General features: G+C 52.2%; 14 protein-coding genes, 1 tRNA gene and 3 rRNA genes. 10 read left to right on the top strand and 8 right to left on the bottom strand.

Annotated features, from left to right (window positions below):
- Positions 1-6: 6 nt before the first annotated feature.
- The gene (locus JT31_RS12150) at positions 7-705 is read right to left on the bottom strand and encodes a FadR/GntR family transcriptional regulator (protein WP_038477266.1); all 699 of its coding nucleotides are present in this window, start codon (positions 703-705) and stop codon (positions 7-9) included.
- Between the two features lie 473 nt (positions 706-1,178).
- On the opposite strand from JT31_RS12150, the gene JT31_RS12145 reads away from it, so the two are divergent.
- The 4 genes from JT31_RS12145 (at position 1,179) to rrf (ending at position 6,236) form a co-directional block, all read left to right on the top strand.
- A 16S ribosomal RNA gene (locus JT31_RS12145) occupies positions 1,179-2,718 on the top strand.
- Between the two features lie 85 nt (positions 2,719-2,803).
- Positions 2,804-2,879 (top strand) — tRNA-Glu (locus JT31_RS12140).
- A 221-nt stretch (positions 2,880-3,100) separates the two neighbouring features.
- Positions 3,101-6,009: ribosomal RNA gene (locus JT31_RS12135) — 23S ribosomal RNA — on the top strand.
- A 111-nt stretch (positions 6,010-6,120) separates the two neighbouring features.
- Positions 6,121-6,236 (top strand): 5S ribosomal RNA (gene rrf / locus JT31_RS12130).
- Together the 16S, 23S and 5S rRNA genes with 1 tRNA gene alongside form the textbook arrangement of a ribosomal RNA operon.
- A gap of 274 nt (positions 6,237-6,510) precedes the next feature.
- Here the strand turns inward: rrf and mobB are convergent.
- Positions 6,511-7,035, bottom strand: coding sequence for a molybdopterin-guanine dinucleotide biosynthesis protein MobB (mobB, locus tag JT31_RS12125; protein WP_038477263.1), 525 nt, complete (start codon positions 7,033-7,035; stop codon positions 6,511-6,513).
- The gene (gene mobA, locus JT31_RS12120) at positions 7,017-7,544 is read right to left on the bottom strand and encodes a molybdenum cofactor guanylyltransferase MobA (RefSeq protein ID WP_052049069.1); all 528 of its coding nucleotides are present in this window, start codon (positions 7,542-7,544) and stop codon (positions 7,017-7,019) included. The genes mobB and mobA overlap by 19 nt, the downstream gene beginning before the upstream one ends.
- A gap of 130 nt (positions 7,545-7,674) precedes the next feature.
- Between mobA and JT31_RS12115 the strand changes: the two genes are divergently transcribed.
- From JT31_RS12115 to dsbA, 3 genes are all read left to right on the top strand, one after another.
- Positions 7,675-7,944: a YihD family protein gene (locus JT31_RS12115; protein ID WP_038477260.1), complete on the top strand. Its 270-nt coding sequence runs from the start codon at positions 7,675-7,677 to the stop codon at positions 7,942-7,944.
- 75 nt (positions 7,945-8,019) lie between these two features.
- Positions 8,020-9,006 (top strand): serine/threonine protein kinase, encoded by a 987-nt coding sequence (locus JT31_RS12110; RefSeq protein WP_038477257.1) that lies wholly within the window; start codon positions 8,020-8,022, stop codon positions 9,004-9,006.
- A gap of 27 nt (positions 9,007-9,033) precedes the next feature.
- Positions 9,034-9,657, top strand: a complete 624-nt coding sequence (dsbA, locus tag JT31_RS12105) for a thiol:disulfide interchange protein DsbA (RefSeq protein ID WP_038477254.1) — start codon at positions 9,034-9,036, stop codon at positions 9,655-9,657.
- Between the two features lie 16 nt (positions 9,658-9,673).
- On the opposite strand, the gene JT31_RS12100 is transcribed toward dsbA, so the two are convergent.
- On the bottom strand, positions 9,674-10,582 hold the full coding sequence (locus tag JT31_RS12100) for an acyltransferase (RefSeq protein ID WP_038477251.1): 909 nt from the start codon (positions 10,580-10,582) through the stop codon (positions 9,674-9,676).
- A gap of 449 nt (positions 10,583-11,031) precedes the next feature.
- On the opposite strand from JT31_RS12100, the gene polA reads away from it, so the two are divergent.
- On the top strand, positions 11,032-13,818 hold the full coding sequence (gene polA / locus JT31_RS12095; protein WP_038477248.1) for a DNA polymerase I: 2,787 nt from the start codon (positions 11,032-11,034) through the stop codon (positions 13,816-13,818).
- A 347-nt stretch (positions 13,819-14,165) separates the two neighbouring features.
- Here the strand turns inward: polA and yihA are convergent, their stop codons facing one another.
- Positions 14,166-14,801, bottom strand: a complete 636-nt coding sequence (yihA, locus tag JT31_RS12090) for a ribosome biogenesis GTP-binding protein YihA/YsxC (protein WP_038477245.1) — start codon at positions 14,799-14,801, stop codon at positions 14,166-14,168.
- A 195-nt stretch (positions 14,802-14,996) separates the two neighbouring features.
- On the opposite strand from yihA, the gene yihI reads away from it, so the two are divergent.
- The gene (gene yihI, locus JT31_RS12085) at positions 14,997-15,512 is read left to right on the top strand and encodes a Der GTPase-activating protein YihI (protein WP_038477242.1); all 516 of its coding nucleotides are present in this window, start codon (positions 14,997-14,999) and stop codon (positions 15,510-15,512) included.
- Positions 15,513-15,702: 190 nt separating this feature from the next.
- Positions 15,703-17,076: an oxygen-independent coproporphyrinogen III oxidase gene (gene hemN / locus JT31_RS12080; RefSeq protein WP_038477239.1), complete on the top strand. Its 1,374-nt coding sequence runs from the start codon at positions 15,703-15,705 to the stop codon at positions 17,074-17,076.
- Positions 17,077-17,122: 46 nt separating this feature from the next.
- Here hemN and glnG read toward each other — a convergent pair whose 3' ends face one another.
- The 3 genes from glnG to glnA all read right to left on the bottom strand — a co-directional run bounded on the left by glnG (position 17,123) and on the right by glnA (position 21,266).
- A complete protein-coding gene (gene glnG / locus JT31_RS12075; RefSeq protein ID WP_038477237.1) occupies positions 17,123-18,538 on the bottom strand; it encodes a nitrogen regulation protein NR(I) in 1,416 nt (471 codons plus the stop codon).
- A gap of 8 nt (positions 18,539-18,546) precedes the next feature.
- Entirely contained in the window at positions 18,547-19,596 is a 1,050-nt protein-coding gene (glnL, locus tag JT31_RS12070; RefSeq protein ID WP_038477234.1) for a nitrogen regulation protein NR(II), read from the bottom strand.
- A gap of 260 nt (positions 19,597-19,856) precedes the next feature.
- On the bottom strand, positions 19,857-21,266 hold the full coding sequence (gene glnA / locus JT31_RS12065) for a glutamate--ammonia ligase (RefSeq protein ID WP_038477231.1): 1,410 nt from the start codon (positions 21,264-21,266) through the stop codon (positions 19,857-19,859).
- Between the last annotated feature and the right edge of the window lie 93 nt (positions 21,267-21,359).

Genomic DNA, 21,359 nt, shown 5'->3' with positions numbered 1-21,359 from the left:
CTTAGACTACCGATGAGCGACGGGTTCCTTTAATAACGCCAGGCAGGCATTAAAGGCGGCCTGCTCCTCTCCCTGAGTAATGGCATCAACAATCGCCTGATGCAAATCGAGCTTAATGACTTCGTTATCGGTAATCGCGGTGAAGTAATTGTAATAAATCGACCTGAATAAGTTCGCGAAAGATGTCATGAAAGGGTTACCACTCATTTCATAGATAATTTCGTGGTAGGCCATGTCCACCTCAATCCACCGCTGCCGATCAAAGGTGTGCTGAAGTTCGGTCATTTGCGCCATCAGCTGGGCCAGCTTTGCGCGCTGCGCTTCATTACTATTAATCGCGGCTAACGCGCAGGCCTGTGGCTCCAGGCTATTACGCATAATTAAAAACTCTTCTACTACATGGCTGAAGTTATCTTTGGTCATCCACCAGGCTATCAGTTCCTTATCAAGGAAGTTCCAATGGCTGCGAGGCATAACGCGAGTGCCAATCCGTGGGCGGGGCAGCAGCATACCTTTAGCGGCAAGCGTCTTTACGGCTTCGCGAACGGCGGTTCGGCTGACGCCGTATAAGTCACCCAGCTCCATTTCGCCCGGAAGAATGCTTCCTGCGGCATATTCTCCCTTCAGAATTCTTTGGGCTAATTTCTCTGCCAGCACGTAAGAAAGGTTTTTTTGGGCGGCAAGTTGTTGAGTGGATAAAGACATGACGCAATTCCTTTAGCAGTATTTCTTGCCTTAGTATGCCACCGGCAGTGATTTTGCGGTGATTTATGCAGCAAATATCCCGATATTGCTGGCTTTCTGCGCGCCGTTGGTGAAAAAGAATGCGGTCAGAAAGTTTTTTCAAATTAGGGGTTGTCAGGCTCTGAGAACTCCCTATAATGCGCCTCCACTGACACGGCAAAGCGGCTTCGAAAGCGGCTTAACAACCCGGTAGTCAGTCAGACGAAAGCGAAAATAAACGCTTGACTCTGAAAGAGGAAAGCGTAATATACGCCACCTCGAGTTAGCAAGCGAAAGCGCGTAACTCACTGCTCTTTAACAATTTATCAGACAATCTGTGTGGGCACTCGCAGGATTGATATCTCAGCATCTTCGGATGCAACAAAATATCAAGTCTTGAAGAGTGACTACTGATTTTATAAACAGTTTTAATTCTTTGAGCATCAAACACTTTTAAATTGAAGAGTTTGATCATGGCTCAGATTGAACGCTGGCGGCAGGCCTAACACATGCAAGTCGAGCGGTAGCACAGGGAGCTTGCTCCTGGGTGACGAGCGGCGGACGGGTGAGTAATGTCTGGGGATCTGCCTGATGGAGGGGGATAACTACTGGAAACGGTAGCTAATACCGCATAACGTCGCAAGACCAAAGAGGGGGACCTTCGGGCCTCTTGCCATCAGATGAACCCAGATGGGATTAGCTAGTAGGTGGGGTAATGGCTCACCTAGGCGACGATCCCTAGCTGGTCTGAGAGGATGACCAGCCACACTGGAACTGAGACACGGTCCAGACTCCTACGGGAGGCAGCAGTGGGGAATATTGCACAATGGGCGCAAGCCTGATGCAGCCATGCCGCGTGTATGAAGAAGGCCTTCGGGTTGTAAAGTACTTTCAGCGAGGAGGAAGGCGTTAAGGTTAATAACCTTAGCGATTGACGTTACTCGCAGAAGAAGCACCGGCTAACTCCGTGCCAGCAGCCGCGGTAATACGGAGGGTGCAAGCGTTAATCGGAATTACTGGGCGTAAAGCGCACGCAGGCGGTTTGTTAAGTCGGATGTGAAATCCCCGGGCTCAACCTGGGAACTGCATTCGAAACTGGCAAGCTTGAGTCTTGTAGAGGGGGGTAGAATTCCAGGTGTAGCGGTGAAATGCGTAGAGATCTGGAGGAATACCGGTGGCGAAGGCGGCCCCCTGGACAAAGACTGACGCTCAGGTGCGAAAGCGTGGGGAGCAAACAGGATTAGATACCCTGGTAGTCCACGCCGTAAACGATGTCGACTTGGAGGTTGTGCCCTTGAGGCGTGGCTTCCGGAGCTAACGCGTTAAGTCGACCGCCTGGGGAGTACGGCCGCAAGGTTAAAACTCAAATGAATTGACGGGGGCCCGCACAAGCGGTGGAGCATGTGGTTTAATTCGATGCAACGCGAAGAACCTTACCTACTCTTGACATCCAGAGAACTTTCCAGAGATGGATTGGTGCCTTCGGGAACTCTGAGACAGGTGCTGCATGGCTGTCGTCAGCTCGTGTTGTGAAATGTTGGGTTAAGTCCCGCAACGAGCGCAACCCTTATCCTTTGTTGCCAGCGGTTCGGCCGGGAACTCAAAGGAGACTGCCAGTGATAAACTGGAGGAAGGTGGGGATGACGTCAAGTCATCATGGCCCTTACGAGTAGGGCTACACACGTGCTACAATGGCGCATACAAAGAGAAGCGACCTCGCGAGAGCAAGCGGACCTCATAAAGTGCGTCGTAGTCCGGATTGGAGTCTGCAACTCGACTCCATGAAGTCGGAATCGCTAGTAATCGTAGATCAGAATGCTACGGTGAATACGTTCCCGGGCCTTGTACACACCGCCCGTCACACCATGGGAGTGGGTTGCAAAAGAAGTAGGTAGCTTAACCTTCGGGAGGGCGCTTACCACTTTGTGATTCATGACTGGGGTGAAGTCGTAACAAGGTAACCGTAGGGGAACCTGCGGTTGGATCACCTCCTTACCTAAAAGATACAACCCGCGTAGTGCTCACACAGATTGTCTGATAGATGTAGAGAAGCAAGGCGTCTTGCGATTGAGACTTCAGTGTCCCCTTCGTCTAGAGGCCCAGGACACCGCCCTTTCACGGCGGTAACAGGGGTTCGAATCCCCTAGGGGACGCCACTTGCTGGTATGTAAGTGAAAGTTGCGTGCCGTTATATCTCAAAACTGACTTGAAAGAGTCATGTTTGAGATATTTGCTCTTTAACAATCCGGAACAAGCTGAAAATTGAAACGACATGTCGTCTCATTCCTCCGTAATAAGGGATGGGGTTAAGACATGTTCGAGTCTCTCAAATTTTCGCAACAGCGATGGTGTCTCACGAGACATCTTCGGGTTGTGAGGTTAAGCGACTAAGCGTACACGGTGGATGCCCTGGCAGTCAGAGGCGATGAAGGACGTGCTAATCTGCGATAAGCGTCGGTAAGGTGATATGAACCGTTATAGCCGGCGATTTCCGAATGGGGAAACCCAGTGTGTTTCGACACACTATCGTTAAGTGAATACATAGCTTAACGAAGCGAACCGGGGGAACTGAAACATCTAAGTACCCCGAGGAAAAGAAATCAACCGAGATTCCCCCAGTAGCGGCGAGCGAACGGGGAACAGCCCAGAACCTGAATCAGTTTGTGTGTTAGTGGAAGCGTCTGGAAAGTCGCAGGGTACAGGGTGATACTCCCGTACACTAAAATGCACATGCTGTGAGTTCGAAGAGTAGGGCGGGACACGTGGTATCCTGTCTGAATATGGGGGGACCATCCTCCAAGGCTAAATACTCCTGACTGACCGATAGTGAACCAGTACCGTGAGGGAAAGGCGAAAAGAACCCCGGCGAGGGGAGTGAAACAGAACCTGAAACCGTGTACGTACAAGCAGTGGGAGCCTCTTTTATGGGGTGACTGCGTACCTTTTGTATAATGGGTCAGCGACTTATATTCTGTAGCAAGGTTAACCGTATAGGGGAGCCGCAGGGAAACCGAGTCTTAACTGGGCGTTAAGTTGCAGGGTATAGACCCGAAACCCGGTGATCTAGCCATGGGCAGGTTGAAGGTTGGGTAACACTAACTGGAGGACCGAACCGACTAATGTTGAAAAATTAGCGGATGACTTGTGGCTGGGGGTGAAAGGCCAATCAAACCGGGAGATAGCTGGTTCTCCCCGAAAGCTATTTAGGTAGCGCCTCGTGAACTCATCTTCGGGGGTAGAGCACTGTTTCGGCTAGGGGGCCATCCCGGCTTACCAACCCGATGCAAACTACGAATACCGAAGAATGTTATCACGGGAGACACACGGCGGGTGCTAACGTCCGTCGTGAAGAGGGAAACAACCCAGACCGCCAGCTAAGGTCCCAAAGTCATGGTTAAGTGGGAAACGATGTGGGAAGGCACAGACAGCCAGGATGTTGGCTTAGAAGCAGCCATCATTTAAAGAAAGCGTAATAGCTCACTGGTCGAGTCGGCCTGCGCGGAAGATGTAACGGGGCTAAACCATGCACCGAAGCTGCGGCAGCGACGCTTATGCGTTGTTGGGTAGGGGAGCGTTCTGTAAGCCGTCGAAGGTGGACTGTGAGGTCTGCTGGAGGTATCAGAAGTGCGAATGCTGACATAAGTAACGATAAAGCGGGTGAAAAGCCCGCTCGCCGGAAGACCAAGGGTTCCTGTCCAACGTTAATCGGGGCAGGGTGAGTCGACCCCTAAGGCGAGGCCGAAAGGCGTAGTCGATGGGAAACAGGTTAATATTCCTGTACTTGGTGTTACTGCGAAGGGGGGACGGAGAAGGCTATGTTAGCCGGGCGACGGTTGTCCCGGTTTAAGCATGTAGGCGGAGTGTTTAGGTAAATCCGGACGCTTATTAAACGCTGAGGTGTGATGACGAGGCACTACGGTGCTGAAGTAACAAATGCCCTGCTTCCAGGAAAAGCCTCTAAGCATCAGGTAACATTAAATCGTACCCCAAACCGACACAGGTGGTCAGGTAGAGAATACCAAGGCGCTTGAGAGAACTCGGGTGAAGGAACTAGGCAAAATGGTGCCGTAACTTCGGGAGAAGGCACGCTGTCGGTAGGTGAAACCCCTCGCGGGTGGAGCTGAAGGCAGTCGAAGATACCAGCTGGCTGCAACTGTTTATTAAAAACACAGCACTGTGCAAACACGAAAGTGGACGTATACGGTGTGACGCCTGCCCGGTGCCGGAAGGTTAATTGATGGGGTTATCCGCAAGGAGAAGCTCTTGATCGAAGCCCCGGTAAACGGCGGCCGTAACTATAACGGTCCTAAGGTAGCGAAATTCCTTGTCGGGTAAGTTCCGACCTGCACGAATGGCGTAATGATGGCCAGGCTGTCTCCACCCGAGACTCAGTGAAATTGAAATCGCTGTGAAGATGCAGTGTACCCGCGGCAAGACGGAAAGACCCCGTGAACCTTTACTATAGCTTGACACTGAACATTGAGCCTTGATGTGTAGGATAGGTGGGAGGCTTTGAAGCGTGGACGCCAGTCTGCGTGGAGCCAACCTTGAAATACCACCCTTTAATGTTTGATGTTCTAACGTAGACCCGTGATCCGGGTTGCGGACAGTGTCTGGTGGGTAGTTTGACTGGGGCGGTCTCCTCCTAAAGCGTAACGGAGGAGCACGAAGGTTAGCTAATCACGGTCGGACATCGTGAGGTTAGTGCAAAGGCATAAGCTAGCTTGACTGCGAGAGTGACGGCTCGAGCAGGTGCGAAAGCAGGTCTTAGTGATCCGGTGGTTCTGAATGGAAGGGCCATCGCTCAACGGATAAAAGGTACTCCGGGGATAACAGGCTGATACCGCCCAAGAGTTCATATCGACGGCGGTGTTTGGCACCTCGATGTCGGCTCATCACATCCTGGGGCTGAAGTAGGTCCCAAGGGTATGGCTGTTCGCCATTTAAAGTGGTACGCGAGCTGGGTTTAGAACGTCGTGAGACAGTTCGGTCCCTATCTGCCGTGGGCGCTGGAGAATTGAGGGGGGCTGCTCCTAGTACGAGAGGACCGGAGTGGACGCATCACTGGTGTTCGGGTTGTCATGCCAATGGCATTGCCCGGTAGCTAAATGCGGAAAAGATAAGCGCTGAAAGCATCTAAGCGCGAAACTTGCCCCGAGATGAGTTCTCCCTGACCCTTTAAGGGTCCTGAAGGAACGTTGAAGACTACGACGTTGATAGGCTGGGTGTGTAAGCGTAGCGATACGTTGAGCTAACCAGTACTAATGATCCGTGAGGCTTAACCTTACAACACCGAAGGTGTTTTGAGAGAAATTAGAGAGAAAGAGTAAATTTTCAGCTTAGTTCAGGATTAGATTGATGGTTATGCGGATGCATGACGGTCAATAACAGAATTTGCCTGGCGGCCGTAGCGCGGTGGTCCCACCTGACCCCATGCCGAACTCAGAAGTGAAACGCCGTAGCGCCGATGGTAGTGTGGGGTCTCCCCATGCGAGAGTAGGGAACTGCCAGGCATCAAATAAAACAGAAAACCTCAGCCTGACGGCTGGGGTTTTTTGTTTATGTGATATCAGGAAATTATCTGCACGAGCATGGGCATGCGACAAACGTGTCGGGAACACGTTTGAACGCCGTGTGCGGCGGCCCCAAAGGGGCGAGTATCAGGATGATACGAGTACTGTAGGAACTGCCAGGCATCAAATAAAACAGAAAACCTCAGCCTGACGGCTGGGGTTTTTTGCTTTTTACAGATTAAAAAAACGCCGCAAGCGGCATCTTTTCAGCTCGTTATTGCTGTTTTATCCATTCATAGATGAAATCAGCAATCCCTTCTGCATTATTAATATCCAATACGGGTACGGAAATGGTCAAAGGTACGTTACTGGCTACAGCGATAACACAGGGATCGATCTCTAATTCTTCCGCTTTATGACCCGTTTCCTGTCTGAACAGCAGGATTTTTGCCACCGGCTCGTGTTTGAAACCCTCGACAAGAATAAGATCCAACCTGCTGCTGTCCATCCTTGAGGCAAGGTAATGTAGAACCAGGTCAGGTATTTCGGGCGTTTCCGTCATTAGTGCCCAACGCTTCTGGCTGGCGACGATGGTTTGCGCTGCGCCAGCTTTGCGTAGCTCATAGCTATCCTTACCCGGTTTATCCACATCCATATCATGATGCGTATGTTTGATAAGTCCTGGCCTGATGCCTTTCTCCAGCAAAAGTGGGATCAGCTGCTTCAGTAACGTGGTTTTTCCTGTACCGCTCCAGGCCGCAATAGCCAATAAAGGCGCTACTATCCTTTTTTCTGCCATCGTGAAAGCTCATCAAGAGTATTTATGTTGGTGAAACAGTCTGCCAGGCCATCAAAAGAGACTGCATGCCCGCCGGTGCTCAATAAAAACTGCATCACTCGTCTTTCGCCTGCGTGCAAATATTCTGTTAGCGGCAAACAAAGGGAACGATGAAGTAGTGCAACGCTAGGGTGATCCCGTTGGCCGTCATTTACCCAGGTTGCCGGCGCATTTTCACGCGCCTGCCAGAGTCTTGATGCCAGATCTTCGGGTATATTAGGGGTGTCGCAAGGGCAGAATAACAGCCACTCGCTTTCCGTTTGTTCTATAACGGCTAACATACCGGCCAGCGGCCCCTGATAATCACTCATTGAATCCTGGATAACCGGAGCGCCACTTCGCTGATAGATCTCGAGGTTTCTGTTGGCGCTGATGACAACATCGCCTACCTGTAGCCTTAATGCGTTGAGGACGTGCTGGAAAAGTGGCTGGCCGTTAAGCAAGGCTAATCCTTTATCGCTGCCGCCCATTCTGCTTCCCCGGCCGCCGGCCAGCACAACGCCAGTTACCTCTGTTAATCGCTGCACGAATATCGCCTCTTTTAATGTGGGTTTGAGCCTGCTAACGTGTTGCCTTTCACATGTGATAAGGAACACCAACATGAAATGTAAGCGCCTGAACGAACTTCTTGAACTGCTTCAGCCAGCATGGCAGAAAGATCCAGATCTTAACCTGATACAATTCTTGCAGAAACTGGCTACGGAGTCAGGCTATCGCGGTGAGCTGACCGATCTGACTGACGATGTACTGATCTACCACCTTAAAATGCGTGATTCTGCAAAAGATGACGCTATTCCGGGTCTTAAAAAAGACTATGAGGAAGACTTTAAAACGGCTCTGTTGCGCGCACGTGGTGTGATTAAAGAGTAAAAGCTTGTAAGTCGAGACACTTAAGCGGTTTTGAAATGTTATCCTGAAGTATTCGTATTTACTCCGGTTGCCGGGATGACAGACAGCGCTTTTAATTTCCAGACTCTACATCCGGATACTATCCTCGATGCTCTTTTTGAACAGGGCATTCGGGTTGATTCGGGTTTGACGCCGTTAAACAGTTTTGAAAACCGCGTTTACCAATTCCAGGATGAAGATCGCCAACGGTTTGTGGTGAAGTTTTATCGTCCACATCGCTGGTCAGCGGCGCAAATTGAAGAAGAACATCAATTTGCGCTGGAGCTTCAGGCTGATGAAGTGCCTATGGCTGCTCCCCTCCGTTTTGCGGGAAACACACTCCTGCAGCATCAGGGGTTTATGTTTGCCGTGTTCCCAAGCCTGGGGGGGCGGCAGTATGAAACCGATAACCTCGACCAAATGGAATGGGTGGGTCGCTATCTTGGCCGCATTCATCAAACGGGTCGCCAGCAACTCTTTCAGCACCGCCCAACCTTTGGCCTGGATGAATATCTTTTTCAGCCGCGTGAGCTATTTGAAGACAGCAAGCTTATTCCCCGCGCCCTTAAGAAAGACTTTTTGACCGCAACAGATGCGTTGATCGACGAAGTAAAACTCACCTGGCACACCGATTTTGAATCACTTCGCCTGCACGGTGACTGCCATCCGGGTAACATTCTCTGGCGCGACGGGCCGCTGTTCGTTGATCTTGATGATGCTCGTAATGGTCCGGCCGTGCAGGATATCTGGATGTTGCTTAATGGCGATAAGCCCGAACAGCGCATGCAGTTAGAAACCATTATTGAAGCTTACGAAGAGTTTTCGACGTTTGATACCGGCGAACTAACCCTGATTGAACCGCTACGCGCTATGCGCATTGTTTATTATCTCGCGTGGCTGATGCGACGCTGGGATGACCCCGCATTCCCCCGAAATTTCCCCTGGTTTAGCGAGGAGGATTTCTGGAGAAGACAGACTGCAACCTTTACAGAGCAGGTCCGGGTTCTTCGAGAACCACCATTACAATTAACGCCAATGTATTAATCAGTAAAATTCAGGAGAGAGTTGATTATGAAGAAGATTTGGCTGGCGCTGGCGGGCATGATCCTGGCATTTAGCGCTTCTGCAGCACAGTTTACCGACGGTAAACAGTACGTCACCCTGGATAAACCGGTTGCCGGTGAGCCACAGGTATTAGAGTTTTTCTCATTCTACTGCCCGCACTGCTACCAGTTCGAACAGGTTCTTCATGTTTCTGATAACGTGAAGAAAAAGCTGCCGGAAGGCACCAAAATGACCAAGTACCACGTTGAGTTCCTGGGCCCATTGGGCAAAGATCTGACTCAGGCATGGGCAGTGGCTATGGCGCTGGGCGTGGAAGATAAAATTACGTCCCCAATGTTTGAAGCCGTTCAGAAAACTCAAACCGTGCAGAACGACGCAGACATCCGCAAGGTGTTTATCGATGCGGGCGTGAAGCCGGAAGAGTACGATGCGGCCTGGAACAGCTTCGTGGTCAAATCTCTGGTTGCTCAGCAAGAGAAAGCGGCAGCCGATCTTCAGCTGCAGGGCGTACCGGCCATGTTTGTTAACGGCAAATATCAGCTGAACATGCAGGGGATGGATACCAGCAGCATGGATATCTTCGTGCAGCAGTATGCTGACACAGTGAAATACCTGGTTGAGAAGAAATAAGATAAGAAGAAGCCGGTCACTGACCGGCTTTTTTTTCCTCGCCGTGCAGCGCTTCCAGCTGCTTATCTTTCTCGTTCCACAGCCTGTTTAGCCAGAGCTGGAAACGACGCTTAAAGTTTTTATCGTTTACATAATCCCCGTGCAGCTCCTCGGTAATCGGCTCCAAAGAAACACGCACAACAATTTTCGTCATCTTTCCTGACAGCATATCGTAGAAAGGCAAACGGTCGTTTTCCGGGTAGCACAGCGTGACGTTCAGCATCTTGTCGAACTGCTTGCCCAGTACATTCATCGCCATTGCAATACCGGCTGCTTTTGGTGCTAACAGATAGTTAAACGGCGAACGAGTCTGAGACTTTTTCTCTGCGGTGAAGCGTGAACCCTCAACAAAATTCACAATCGTTGTTGGATGGGCACGAAACTTCATGCAGGAGCGACGCGTGGTTTCAACATCTTTGCCGCGTCGCTCCGGATGGCGCAGCAAATAAGCTCGCGAGTAGCGTTTCATAAACGGCATATCCAGCGCCCAGCAGGCCAGTCCCATAAAGGGAACCCAGGCCAGCTGCTGTTTAAGGAAGTATTTGTTCATGGGGATATGTTTGCGGAACAGCACGCAAAGGATCACGATATCTGCCCAGCTTTGATGATTGCTGATTAACAAATACCAGTGCTTTTTGTTAAGTCCTTCCAGTCCCTCAACATCCCATTTTAAATAAGGATTGAGGCGCAGCAGCAGCGCGAGCCCTTCGCACCAGCAGTACATCATGAAATCAGCAAATACCGAGATTGAGCGCCAGATAACCGGCACGGGCAGCAGTAGCTTAACGATCCCGGCCATAATGATAGGCACAGAACAGGCGATCGTGACCAGAATAGCCAGTGCAACACTTAGCACTAATGTGATCGCGGCGAGTAATCTCGACATAGGTAATTTTTTTTGCAGGTTAAGTGAGTGTGGATCGCTGGTATTAACGGCAATAAGAGGCGGATTTTATCAGAAAACCTAAAATGACGACTCGCCAAATGAACAGGATTTTCATGAACCGCATTTATGGGTAGAACAATGATGCGTCGTTTATCACTCGTCTGAGTATATATCCACATCAAACGATCGTTAGTTAATTCACTAAGGCTAAACAATCATGCTGTTAACTTACTGAAATTAAAATGCATTTAATATGATAAGAATAAAAATAATTTCGTGAAATTAGTTAGTTAAAAATATATGCACAAAGTTATCCACAGATTTGATCTTGCGCAGGATCTCCCGATCCAGGAATTCTTTTCAGCATATTGCGCCCAATAGTTCATGTTTTTGGCCTGGCTATGGCATCCTTGAACAATAAATTAATCACAGGCATGGAACGGAACATTATGGTCCAGATCGCAGACAACCCGCTTATCCTCGTTGATGGCTCTTCCTATCTTTATCGGGCATATCACGCCTTCCCACCGCTGACGAACAGCCGTGGCGAGCCAACGGGGGCGATGTACGGCGTGCTGAACATGCTGCGTAGCCTGATTTTGCAGTATCAGCCAACGCACGCCGCCGTGGTGTTTGATGCCAAAGGCAAAACGTTCCGTGATGAGCTTTTTGAGCACTATAAATCGCACCGCCCGCCGATGCCGGACGATTTAAGAGCGCAGATTGAGCCGCTGCACGCGATGGTGAAAGCGATGGGGCTGCCGCTGCTGGCGGTGTCTGGCGTTGAGGCCGATGACGTTATCGGGACGCTGGCGCTGGAGGCTGAAAAGGTCGGTCGCCCGGTGCTTATCAGTACCGGCGATAAAGACATGGCGCAGCTGGTGACGCCTGGCGTTACGCTGATTAACACCATGACCAACACTATTCTTGGGCCGGAAGAAGTGCAGACAAAGTACGGCGTGCCGCCGGAACTGATCATCGACTTCCTGGCGCTAATGGGCGACTCCTCCGATAACATCCCTGGCGTGCCGGGCGTCGGTGAGAAAACGGCGCAGGCGCTGCTACAGGGCCTTGGTGGTCTGGATACGCTTTATGCCAACCCGGAAAAAATCGCAGAGCTTTCCTTCCGCGGTGCGAAAACTATGGCTGCCAAGCTGGAGCAAAGCAAAGAGCTGGCTTACCTGTCCTACAAACTGGCTACCATTAAAACCGACGTTGAGCTGGAGTTGGGCTGCGAGCAGCTTGAGATTCAGCAACCGGCGGCGGACGAGCTATTGGGCCTCTTTAAGCAGTATGAATTCAAACGCTGGGTAACCGACGTAGAAGCCGGCAAGTGGATGCAGGCTAAAGGCGCTAAACCGGCAGCACAGCCGCACAAAGCCGCCGAGGTTGAAGCCGAACCCGAAGCGCCAGCCAGCCAGCTCTCTTATGACAACTACGTCACTATCCTCGATGAGAAAGTGCTGGTTGAATGGATTGAACGGCTGAAAAAAGCGCCGCTCTTTGCGTTTGATACCGAAACCGACAGCCTGGATAACGTCAGCGCGAACCTGGTGGGGCTTTCCTTCGCCACGGAACCGGGCGTCGCCTGTTACATCCCTGTTGCTCATGATTACCTCGATGCGCCAGATCAGATCTCGCGCGAACGAGCGCTTGAGCTGCTTAAGCCGCTGCTGGAAGATGATAAAGCGCTGAAGGTAGGCCAGAACCTGAAATATGACCGTGGCATCATGCAGAACTATGGCATTGAGCTGCGTGGTATTGCTTTTGACACCATGCTGGAGTCCTACACGCTGGACAGCGTAGCGGGCCGTCATGATATGGACAGCCTTGCCGATCGCTGGCTGAAGCACCAAACCATCTCGTTTGAAGAGATTGCCGGCAAAGGAAAAAAACAGCTGACCTTTAACCAGATCGATCTGGAAACGGCCGGGCGTTATGCGGCAGAAGATGCAGACGTAACGCTGCAGCTGCACCTGAAAATGTGGCCGAAGCTTGAGCAGACCGAAGGTCCGCTGAACATCTTTAAAAACGTCGAAATGCCTCTGGTACCGGTGATTTCACGTATTGAACGCAACGGCGTTAAAATTGACCCGACTATTTTGCACACGCATTCCGTCGAGCTGACCAAACGCCTTGCCGAGCTTGAGCTTAAGGCCCATGACATTGCCGGCGAGGAATTTAATCTCTCTTCGACTAAGCAGCTGCAAACGATTCTGTTTGAAAAGCAGGGCATTAAGCCGCTGAAGAAAACGCCAGGCGGTGCACCGTCAACCTCCGAAGAGGTACTTGAAGAGCTGGCGCTGGATTACCCGCTGCCTAAGGTGATTCTGGAATACCGCGGCCTTGCGAAGCTGAAATCCACCTATACCGACAAACTGCCGCTGATGATTAGCCCGATAACCGGACGCGTACATACGTCTTATCATCAGGCGGTAACGGCGACCGGTCGCCTGTCTTCTACCGACCCTAACCTGCAGAACATCCCGGTTCGTAACGATGAAGGTCGCCGTATTCGCCAGGCCTTTATTGCGCCTGAAGACTACGTGATCCTTTCTGCGGACTACTCGCAAATTGAACTGCGCATCATGGCTCATCTTTCCCGCGATAAAGGCTTGCTAAGCGCCTTTGCCGAAGGAAAAGATATCCACCGCGCCACTGCGGCAGAAGTCTTTGGCCTGCCGCTTGAAAGCGTTACCGGCGAGCAGCGCCGCAGCGCGAAGGCGATTAACTTTGGTCTGATCTACGGAATGAGCGCCTTTGGCCTTTCCCGCCAGCTCAACATTCCACGTAAAGAGTCCCAAAAGTACATGGATCTCTACTTCGAGCGTTACCCGGGCGTGCTGGAGTATATGGAGCGTACGCGTGCTCAGGCGAAAGATCGGGGCTATGTAGAAACGCTGGATGGCCGCCGCCTCTATCTGCCGGATATCAATTCCAGCAATGGCGCTCGCCGTGCCGGGGCAGAACGTGCCGCGATCAACGCCCCGATGCAGGGAACCGCCGCTGACATCATCAAGCGCGCGATGATTGCCGTCGATGCCTGGCTGGAGACGGATAAACCACGGGTGAAAATGATCATGCAGGTTCACGATGAACTGGTATTCGAAGTGCACAAAGACGACGTGGAAGCGGTGTCTGAAAAGGTGCATGAGCTTATGGAAAACAGCATGAAGCTCGACGTGCCGCTGCTGGTGGAAGTGGGCAGCGGTAAGAACTGGGATGAGGCGCATTAATACTCAATGCTCAGGTCATGTTTTTGTAACTAAGCAACATAAGTCATAGCTTTTTGTGATGATGCTTCAAGAATGTGATGCAAAAAGTGAAAAAAAACTACAAAAAATGCTTTTTTGAGCGATTAAAAAGGAGTAGAGTTATTCGCGTAGGGTACAGAGGTAAGATGTTCTATCTTTCAGACCTTTTACTTCACGTAATCGGATTTGGCTGAATATTTAGCCGCCCCAGTCAGAAATGACTGGGGCGTTTTTTATTGCGCGAAACAAAAGAAAAACGCGGCCTGGGCCGCGTATTGGACTGATGACAAGCCCCGAGCAAATCGGATATGCCAGAGGACGTGTTTTAATTACTCTTCAGCCGCTTCTTCTTCCACCGCCGGTGGCAGATCGTTGTACCAGCTATCCAGCTTCAGGCGCAGTTTATCGACGCCGGTTTTCTTCAGGGAAGAGAACGCCTCAACCTCGATATTCCCGCCAAACGCCAGAACCGCCTCGCGCACCATATTCAGCTGCGCTTTACGTGCGCCTGAAGCCAGCTTGTCGGCTTTGGTCAGCAGCAGCATCACTTCGATATTGCTGGCTACGGCCCACTGAATCATCTGCTGGTCGAGATCTTTCAGCGGATGACGAATATCCATCAGCACGACCAGGCCTTTCAGGCTGTTACGCTTTTGCAGGTATTCACCCAGCGCGCGCTGCCACTTGTGCTTCACCTCTTCAGGGACTTCGGCATAGCCGTAGCCCGGTAAATCCACCAGGCGTTTGCCTTCGGCAACTTCGAACAGGTTGATAAGCTGGGTACGACCAGGGGTTTTACTGGTGCGAGCCAGGCCTTTCTGGTTGGTCAGCGTGTTCAGCGAGCTGGACTTACCCGCGTTAGAGCGGCCTGCGAAAGCAACCTCAATACCGGTATCAGAAGGCAGATGGCGAATGTCCGGTGCGCTGAGCACGAACTTAGTCAGTTGATAGTTCCAGTTTTTCAAAACGGTTGTCTCCGTCAGGTAAGCATTTGCCGGGGATTATACCTGAACGAGCGAAAAACGCCGTGTTTCTCGCCAGAAGAGAAACTTAATGAAGAAAATAAGGGTTGGTTAACCTGTCGCCTTTTTTCTTTGCTTGCTTTCTGCTAGATTCCGCCGCAATTCTATACTGAATAAAATGGCTTAAGACGACTTATCATGAAGCAACAAAACTCTGCACCACAAGGTAAAAAACCGGCAAAAGCACGCCGCAAATCGCGCGAAGAGATTGACCAGGAAGCGCGTGAGCGCAAGCGCCAGAAAAAACACAGTGGCCACGCAGCGGGTAGCCGCGCTAACGGCGAAAGCCAGGCAAAAGGCGGTAAGTCCTCGGGTCAGGCGAAAGACCCGCGCATTGGCAGTAAAAAACCAATTCAACTGGGCGTAACCGATGCAGCACCGGTCGCTAAACAGCACAAACCTAAGAGCGAGAAACCTATGCTAACACCACAGGCTGAGCTGGATATGCTGGAAAACGATGAGCGCCTGGATGGGCTGCTGGAGCGTCTGGAAGCAGGCGAAACCCTGAGCAAAGAAGAGCAGTCCTGGGTTGATGCGAAGCTCGATCGTATCGACGCGTTGATGGCCGAACTCGGCATCGCCTGGGAAGACGATGAAGAGGAAGAAGAAGAAAAAGCTGACGATTTAATGCGTCTGCTGAAGGGCGGTAACTGACGCTTACTCCTATGGGATTACCTGTTCTTATTATGGTTATTCCGCTGGTGTGTTATCTGCTGTGGTTATTCGTTAAACTACGGCGGCTGTCGCGGCTGCAGAATTTGCTGCGGCGAAGGGTTATGGCTCGCGGAACGAGCGGGCCAGCTTCGCCTCGTCGGCGCCGGCGACAACACCGCAAGGAGTGAGTATGTCTGAGCAGTTAATCGACTGGGATCTGGCTCTGATCCAGAAATATAATTATTCAGGGCCGCGTTACACCTCTTATCCGACCGCGCTGGAGTTCTCAGAAGCTTTTGGCGAGGCGGAATTTTTGCAGGCGGTTGCCCGTTACCCGGAGCGCCCGCTGTCGCTCTACGTGCATATCCCGTTCTGCCACAAGCTTTGCTATTTCTGCGGCTGCAATAAAATTGTGACCCGCCAGCAGCATAAAGCCGATCAGTATCTCGATGCCCTGGAACAGGAAATCATCCACCGTGCGCCGCTGTTTGCTGGCCGTCACGTTAGCCAGCTGCACTGGGGCGGCGGGACGCCAACTTACCTGAGCAAAGCGCAAATCAGTCGCCTGATGACGCTGCTGCGCGGTAATTTCCGCTTTAACGACGACGCCGAACTGTCCATTGAAGTTGACCCGCGTGAAATCGAGCTGGACGTGCTCGATCATCTTCGGCAGGAAGGTTTTACCCGCCTCAGCATGGGCGTTCAGGACTTCAATAAAGAAGTGCAGCGTCTGGTTAACCGTGAGCAGGACGAAGAGTTTATTTTCGCGCTTATTCAACGTGCGCGAGAGCTGGGTTTTACTTCCACCAATATCGACCTGATTTACGGCCTGCCAAAGCAAACGCCGGAAAGCTTTGCCTTTACGCTCAAGCGTGTGGCCGAGCTAAGCCCGCATCGTCTGAGCGTTTTTAACTATGCGCACCTGCCGACGCTGTTTGCCGCCCAACGTAAGATCAAAGACGCTGACTTACCGAGCGCCCAGCAGAAGCTGGATATCCTGCAGGAAACCATCGCTTCGCTGACCGGCTCAGGCTATCAATTTATCGGTATGGATCATTTTGCCCGCCCGGATGACGAACTGGCTATTGCCCAGCGTGAAGGCAAACTGCACCGTAATTTCCAGGGCTACACCACTCAGGGCGATACCGATTTGCTGGGGCTTGGCGTGTCGGCCATCAGCATGATTGGCGATTGCTACGCGCAGAACCAGAAAGAGCTGAAGTCTTATTATCAGCAGGTGGACGAGCAGGGCAATGCGCTGTGGCGCGGTCTGGCGTTAACGCGAGACGATTGTATTCGCCGCGACGTGATTAAGGCGCTGATCTGTAACTTCCAGCTTAACTTCGCTGAAATTGAGCAAGCATGGTCGCTGACGTTTGCTGACTACTTTGCAGAAGATCTGGGCCTGCTGGCTCCGCTGGCGAAAGATGGGCTGGTGGTGATAGACAGCCAGGGGATTCAGGTAACCGGCAAGGGGCGCCTGCTGATCCGCAATATCTGTATGTGCTTTGATACCTACCTGAGGCAAAAAGCGCGCCTGCAGCAGTTTTCGCGCGTGATATAAAAACGGCGGGCTTTAGCCCCGCCGTTATTTCAACCTTCGCAAAGCGCTATTCCATTCCCAGCTCTTTTAGCTTACGAGTCAGCGTGTTTCGCCCCCAGCCCAGCAGGCGAGCCGCTTCTTGTTTATGTCCCTGAGTGTGTCGTAACGCGGTGGTTAACAGCGTGCGCTCCATTTCCGGCTGAGCTTCTGAAAGCAGATCCTGATGCCCGGAACGTAGCGCCCGTTCTGCCCACTGTGCCAGCAGCATTGCCCAGCTGTCAGGGTTAGTCTGCGTAACCCCGCCGCTTTCGGTTACCGTCGTTTCAAACAGCTCGCTCGGGAGATCCTGAATAAGTACTTCCTGACCCGCCGCCATCACCGTCAGCCAGCGGCAGGTGTTTTCCAGCTGGCGTACGTTGCCGGGCCAGGCCAGACGCGTTAAGGCATTTTCCGTTTCCGGATGCAGCAGTTTTGCTTCAACACCCAGCTCGCGTGCGGCCACCTGCAGGAAGTGCCGTGACAGGCGAGGAATATCTTCCCGGCGTTCACGCAGAGGCGGCAGGTGTACACGGATCACGTTCAGGCGGTGGAACAAGTCTTCACGGAACTTCCCTTCCTGCACCCGTAGCTCGAGGTTCTGGTGGGTTGCGGCAATAATACGCACATCGACTTTAACGGCCGCGTAGCCGCCAACGCGATAAAACTGGCCGTCGGCCAGTACGCGGAGCAGCCGGGTCTGTACGTCCAGGGGCATGTCGCCTATTTCATCGAGAAACAGCGTGCCGCCGTCGGCCTGTTCAAAACGGCCCTGGCGAATCTGGTTGGCGCCGGTGAAAGCACCTTTCTCATGGCCAAACAGCTCTGACTCGATTAAATCTTTGGGAATAGCCGCCATATTAAGCGCGATAAACGGCGATTTAGCCCGCGGGCTGTGGCGATGCAGGGCATGCGCCACAAGCTCTTTACCGGTACCAGATTCGCCGTTAATCAATACGCTGATGGACGAACGCGACAGGCGGCCAATAATACGAAACACGTCCTGCATCGCCGGGGCTTCGCCGATGATGTCGGTCGTTGGTCCGTTGTCCGGCGCATTACGCGGCTGCTGCTGCTCCTGATAGTGGCTGATGGCGCGTTCAACCAGCGCCACCGCCTCGTCGATATCAAACGGTTTTGGCAGATAGTCAAAAGCACCCTGTTGATAGGCGCTAACGGCGGCGTCTAAATCCGAATGGGCAGTCATTATGATGACCGGCAGCATAGGATGGCGCTGTTTAATCTGCTTTAGCAGGGCAAGACCGTCCATGCCGGGCATACGAATATCCGACAGCAGCACGTCCGGGGTTTTGGTCGCCAGGGCGTCCAGCACCTCATTGCCGTTTTCAAAGGTGGTGCAGATCAACCCGGCTCCGGTTAACGCGCGCTCCAGTACCCAGCGGATGGAGCTATCGTCGTCAACGACCCAAACTATCCCTCGTTGCATAAAGACCTCTACTTCCGAATAGGCAGGTAAACCGAAAATTCGGTATGACCAGGCCAGCTGTTGAATTCGATTTTCCCCGAATGCTGGTCGATAAGGCTACGCGCTATGGAAAGACCAAGCCCGGTGCCACCTTCTCGCCCGCTGACCATCGGGTAGAACAACGTGTCCTGCAAATGTGCCGGGATACCCGGGCCGTTATCTTCAACGTCTATGCGTGCTGCAAGACGATAGCGCGAGCCGTGAAGCGTCAGCTGGAAAGCCGTGCGGGTGCGTAAGATAATCTCACCGCCTTCACTGCCCAGCGCCTGCAGCGCATTGCGAACGATATTCAGTAAAACCTGCTCTATCTGGTCCGGATCGTGAGCAAACTCCGGCAAACTTGGATCGTAATCCCGCACAAGAGTCACGTTGTCCGGCAGCTCCATCGACACCAGCGTCACCACGCGCTCGGCAACTTTGTGAATGCTTTCGGTGACGTGCATCCCCGGCTGCTGTGGGCCTAACAGGCGGTCGACCAGATTTCTTAAGCGATCGGCCTGTTCAATAATCACTTTGGTGTATTCAGTCAGCGACGGGTCCGGCAATGCTTTACTCAGCAGCTGTGCCGCCCCCCGCAGCCCACCAAGCGGGTTTTTAATTTCATGCGCCAGCCCGCGGACTAAGTCTCGGGCGGCAATCTGCTGCGCATGCTGCAGCTGTTCCTGGCTCAGTCGACGCTGATTATCCATCGGCGCCATTTCCATCAGGATGTACCCTTCCGGCAGCTTTTGCGCCGTCAGGGAGAGAATGTGCGATCGGCCATCAATGACCAGCGTAACCTCGTTGTCGGTAAATCCCTGGCCCGCCATCAGGCTTTCCTGCATGACGCCAATGTTCAACGAGAAATAACTCAATAGATCCGGCAGAGGCGTGCCGTACAGCTTGCGTGAGCTCTGCGCCAGCAGTTGCTGAGCCGCAGGGTTGGCGTAATGTACCGCCAGCTCGTCATCCACGAGCAGGATGCTGTTGATGAGAGAATTCAGAATCTGCCCAGCATCGGGCAGCGCGCCAGTTGCCATACAGCAGTCTCCGTGCACCGTTTTAGTGCATTATAGTCTTTGGGTGACAAAAAACAGCGTCACAGGGGATTCCGGTGGAGAAAAAAGCCCATCCGGAGATGGGCCAAAGTTTCCACGGCAACAAAAAACTCCTAACGCCCTTCGCGCCACAGCTGCGTTGGCTGCCCTTACTCACCCTGGTCACATCGTTACCTATGCTTCCAGGGATTCACTCAGTTGCCGTCTTGCTGCAACGCGAAATTCGTTGGATTTCTAAATTATTAGACGCTGTAGTACAGCTCGAACTCTACCGGGTGCGGAGTCATGCGTACGCGGTCGTTTTCTTCGATACGCAGCGCGATGTAAGCATCGATAGCGTCGTTGGTGAATACGCCACCTGCGGTCAGGAACTCACGGTCTTCGTTCAGAGCGTTCAGTGCTTCTTCCAGAGAACCTGCAACCTGTGGGATCTCTTTCGCTTCTTCTGGCGGCAGGTCATACAGGTTTTTGTCCATGGCTTCGCCAGGGTGGATCTTGTTCTTAATACCGTCCAGGCCGGCCATCAGCAGCGCTGCGAAGCACAGGTATGGGTTCGCCGCTGGGTCCGGGAAGCGCACTTCGATACGACGTGCTTTTGGAGACGCAACAACCGGGATACGGATAGAAGCAGAACGGTTACGGGCAGAGTACGCCAGCATTACTGGGGCTTCGTAGCCTGGGACCAGACGCTTGTAGGAGTTAGTGGTTGGGTTCGCCAGGGCGTTGATCGCTTTAGCGTGTTTGATAACACCACCGATGTAGTACAGCGCTTGCTCAGACAGGCCTGCGTATTTGTCGCCGGAGAACAGGTTTACGCCGTTCTTGGACAGGGACATGTGGCAGTGCATACCAGAACCGTTATCGCCAAACATTGGTTTAGGCATAAAGGTCGCGGTTTTACCGTAGGCGTGAGCAACGTTGTGCACAACGTATTTGTAGATCTGAATTTCGTCAGCTTTTTTGGTCATGGTGTTGAAGCGGGTAGCCACTTCGTTCTGACCAGCGGTCGCTACTTCGTGGTGGTGAGCTTCAACAACCAGGCCCATCTGCTCCATGGTCAGACACATAGCAGAACGCAGATCCTGAGCGGAGTCGACCGGTGGAACCGGGAAGTAACCGCCTTTCACAGCAGGACGGTGGCCTTTGTTACCGCCTTCGTATTTGGTGCCGGTGTTCCATGCGCCTTCGATATCATCGATAGCAACGTGGGAGCCGGAGATAGAGCTGCCGAAACGAATGTCGTCGAACAGGAAGAATTCTGGCTCTGGCCCGAACAGAACGGTGTCTGCGATGCCGGTAGAGCGCAGGTAGTCTTCAGCGCGTTTTGCAATGGAACGCGGGTCACGGTCGTAGCCCTGCATGGTGCCTGGCTCGAGAATGTCGCAGCGGATAATCAGGGTAGAATCCGCGAAGAACGGGTCGATAACCGCCGTCGTTGGATCTGGCATCAGCACCATGTCGGATTCGTTGATACCTTTCCAGCCACCAATCGAGGAGCCGTCAAACATTTTGCCTTCTTCGAAGAAGTCAGCATTCACCTGATGAGCAGGGATAGTGACGTGCTGTTCTTTACCTTTAGTATCGGTAAAGCGCAGATCAACAAACTTCACTTCATGCTCATTCAGCATCGTCAAAACGTGTTCAGCGGACATACTTAAACTCTCCCGGATTGGTGTAGTCGTCGTGGTAACGAGGTAATCAAACACTTCTTAATGTGGCTTTTCGCCATAAAATGTTTAAAGCGA

The organism is Cedecea neteri, assembly GCF_000757825.1.
Taxonomy (GTDB): Bacteria; Pseudomonadota; Gammaproteobacteria; order Enterobacterales; family Enterobacteriaceae; genus Cedecea; species Cedecea selenatireducens.
The sequence above is the reverse complement of the archived record's forward strand: the minus strand, read 5'-3'. Positions and strand labels throughout refer to the sequence as shown.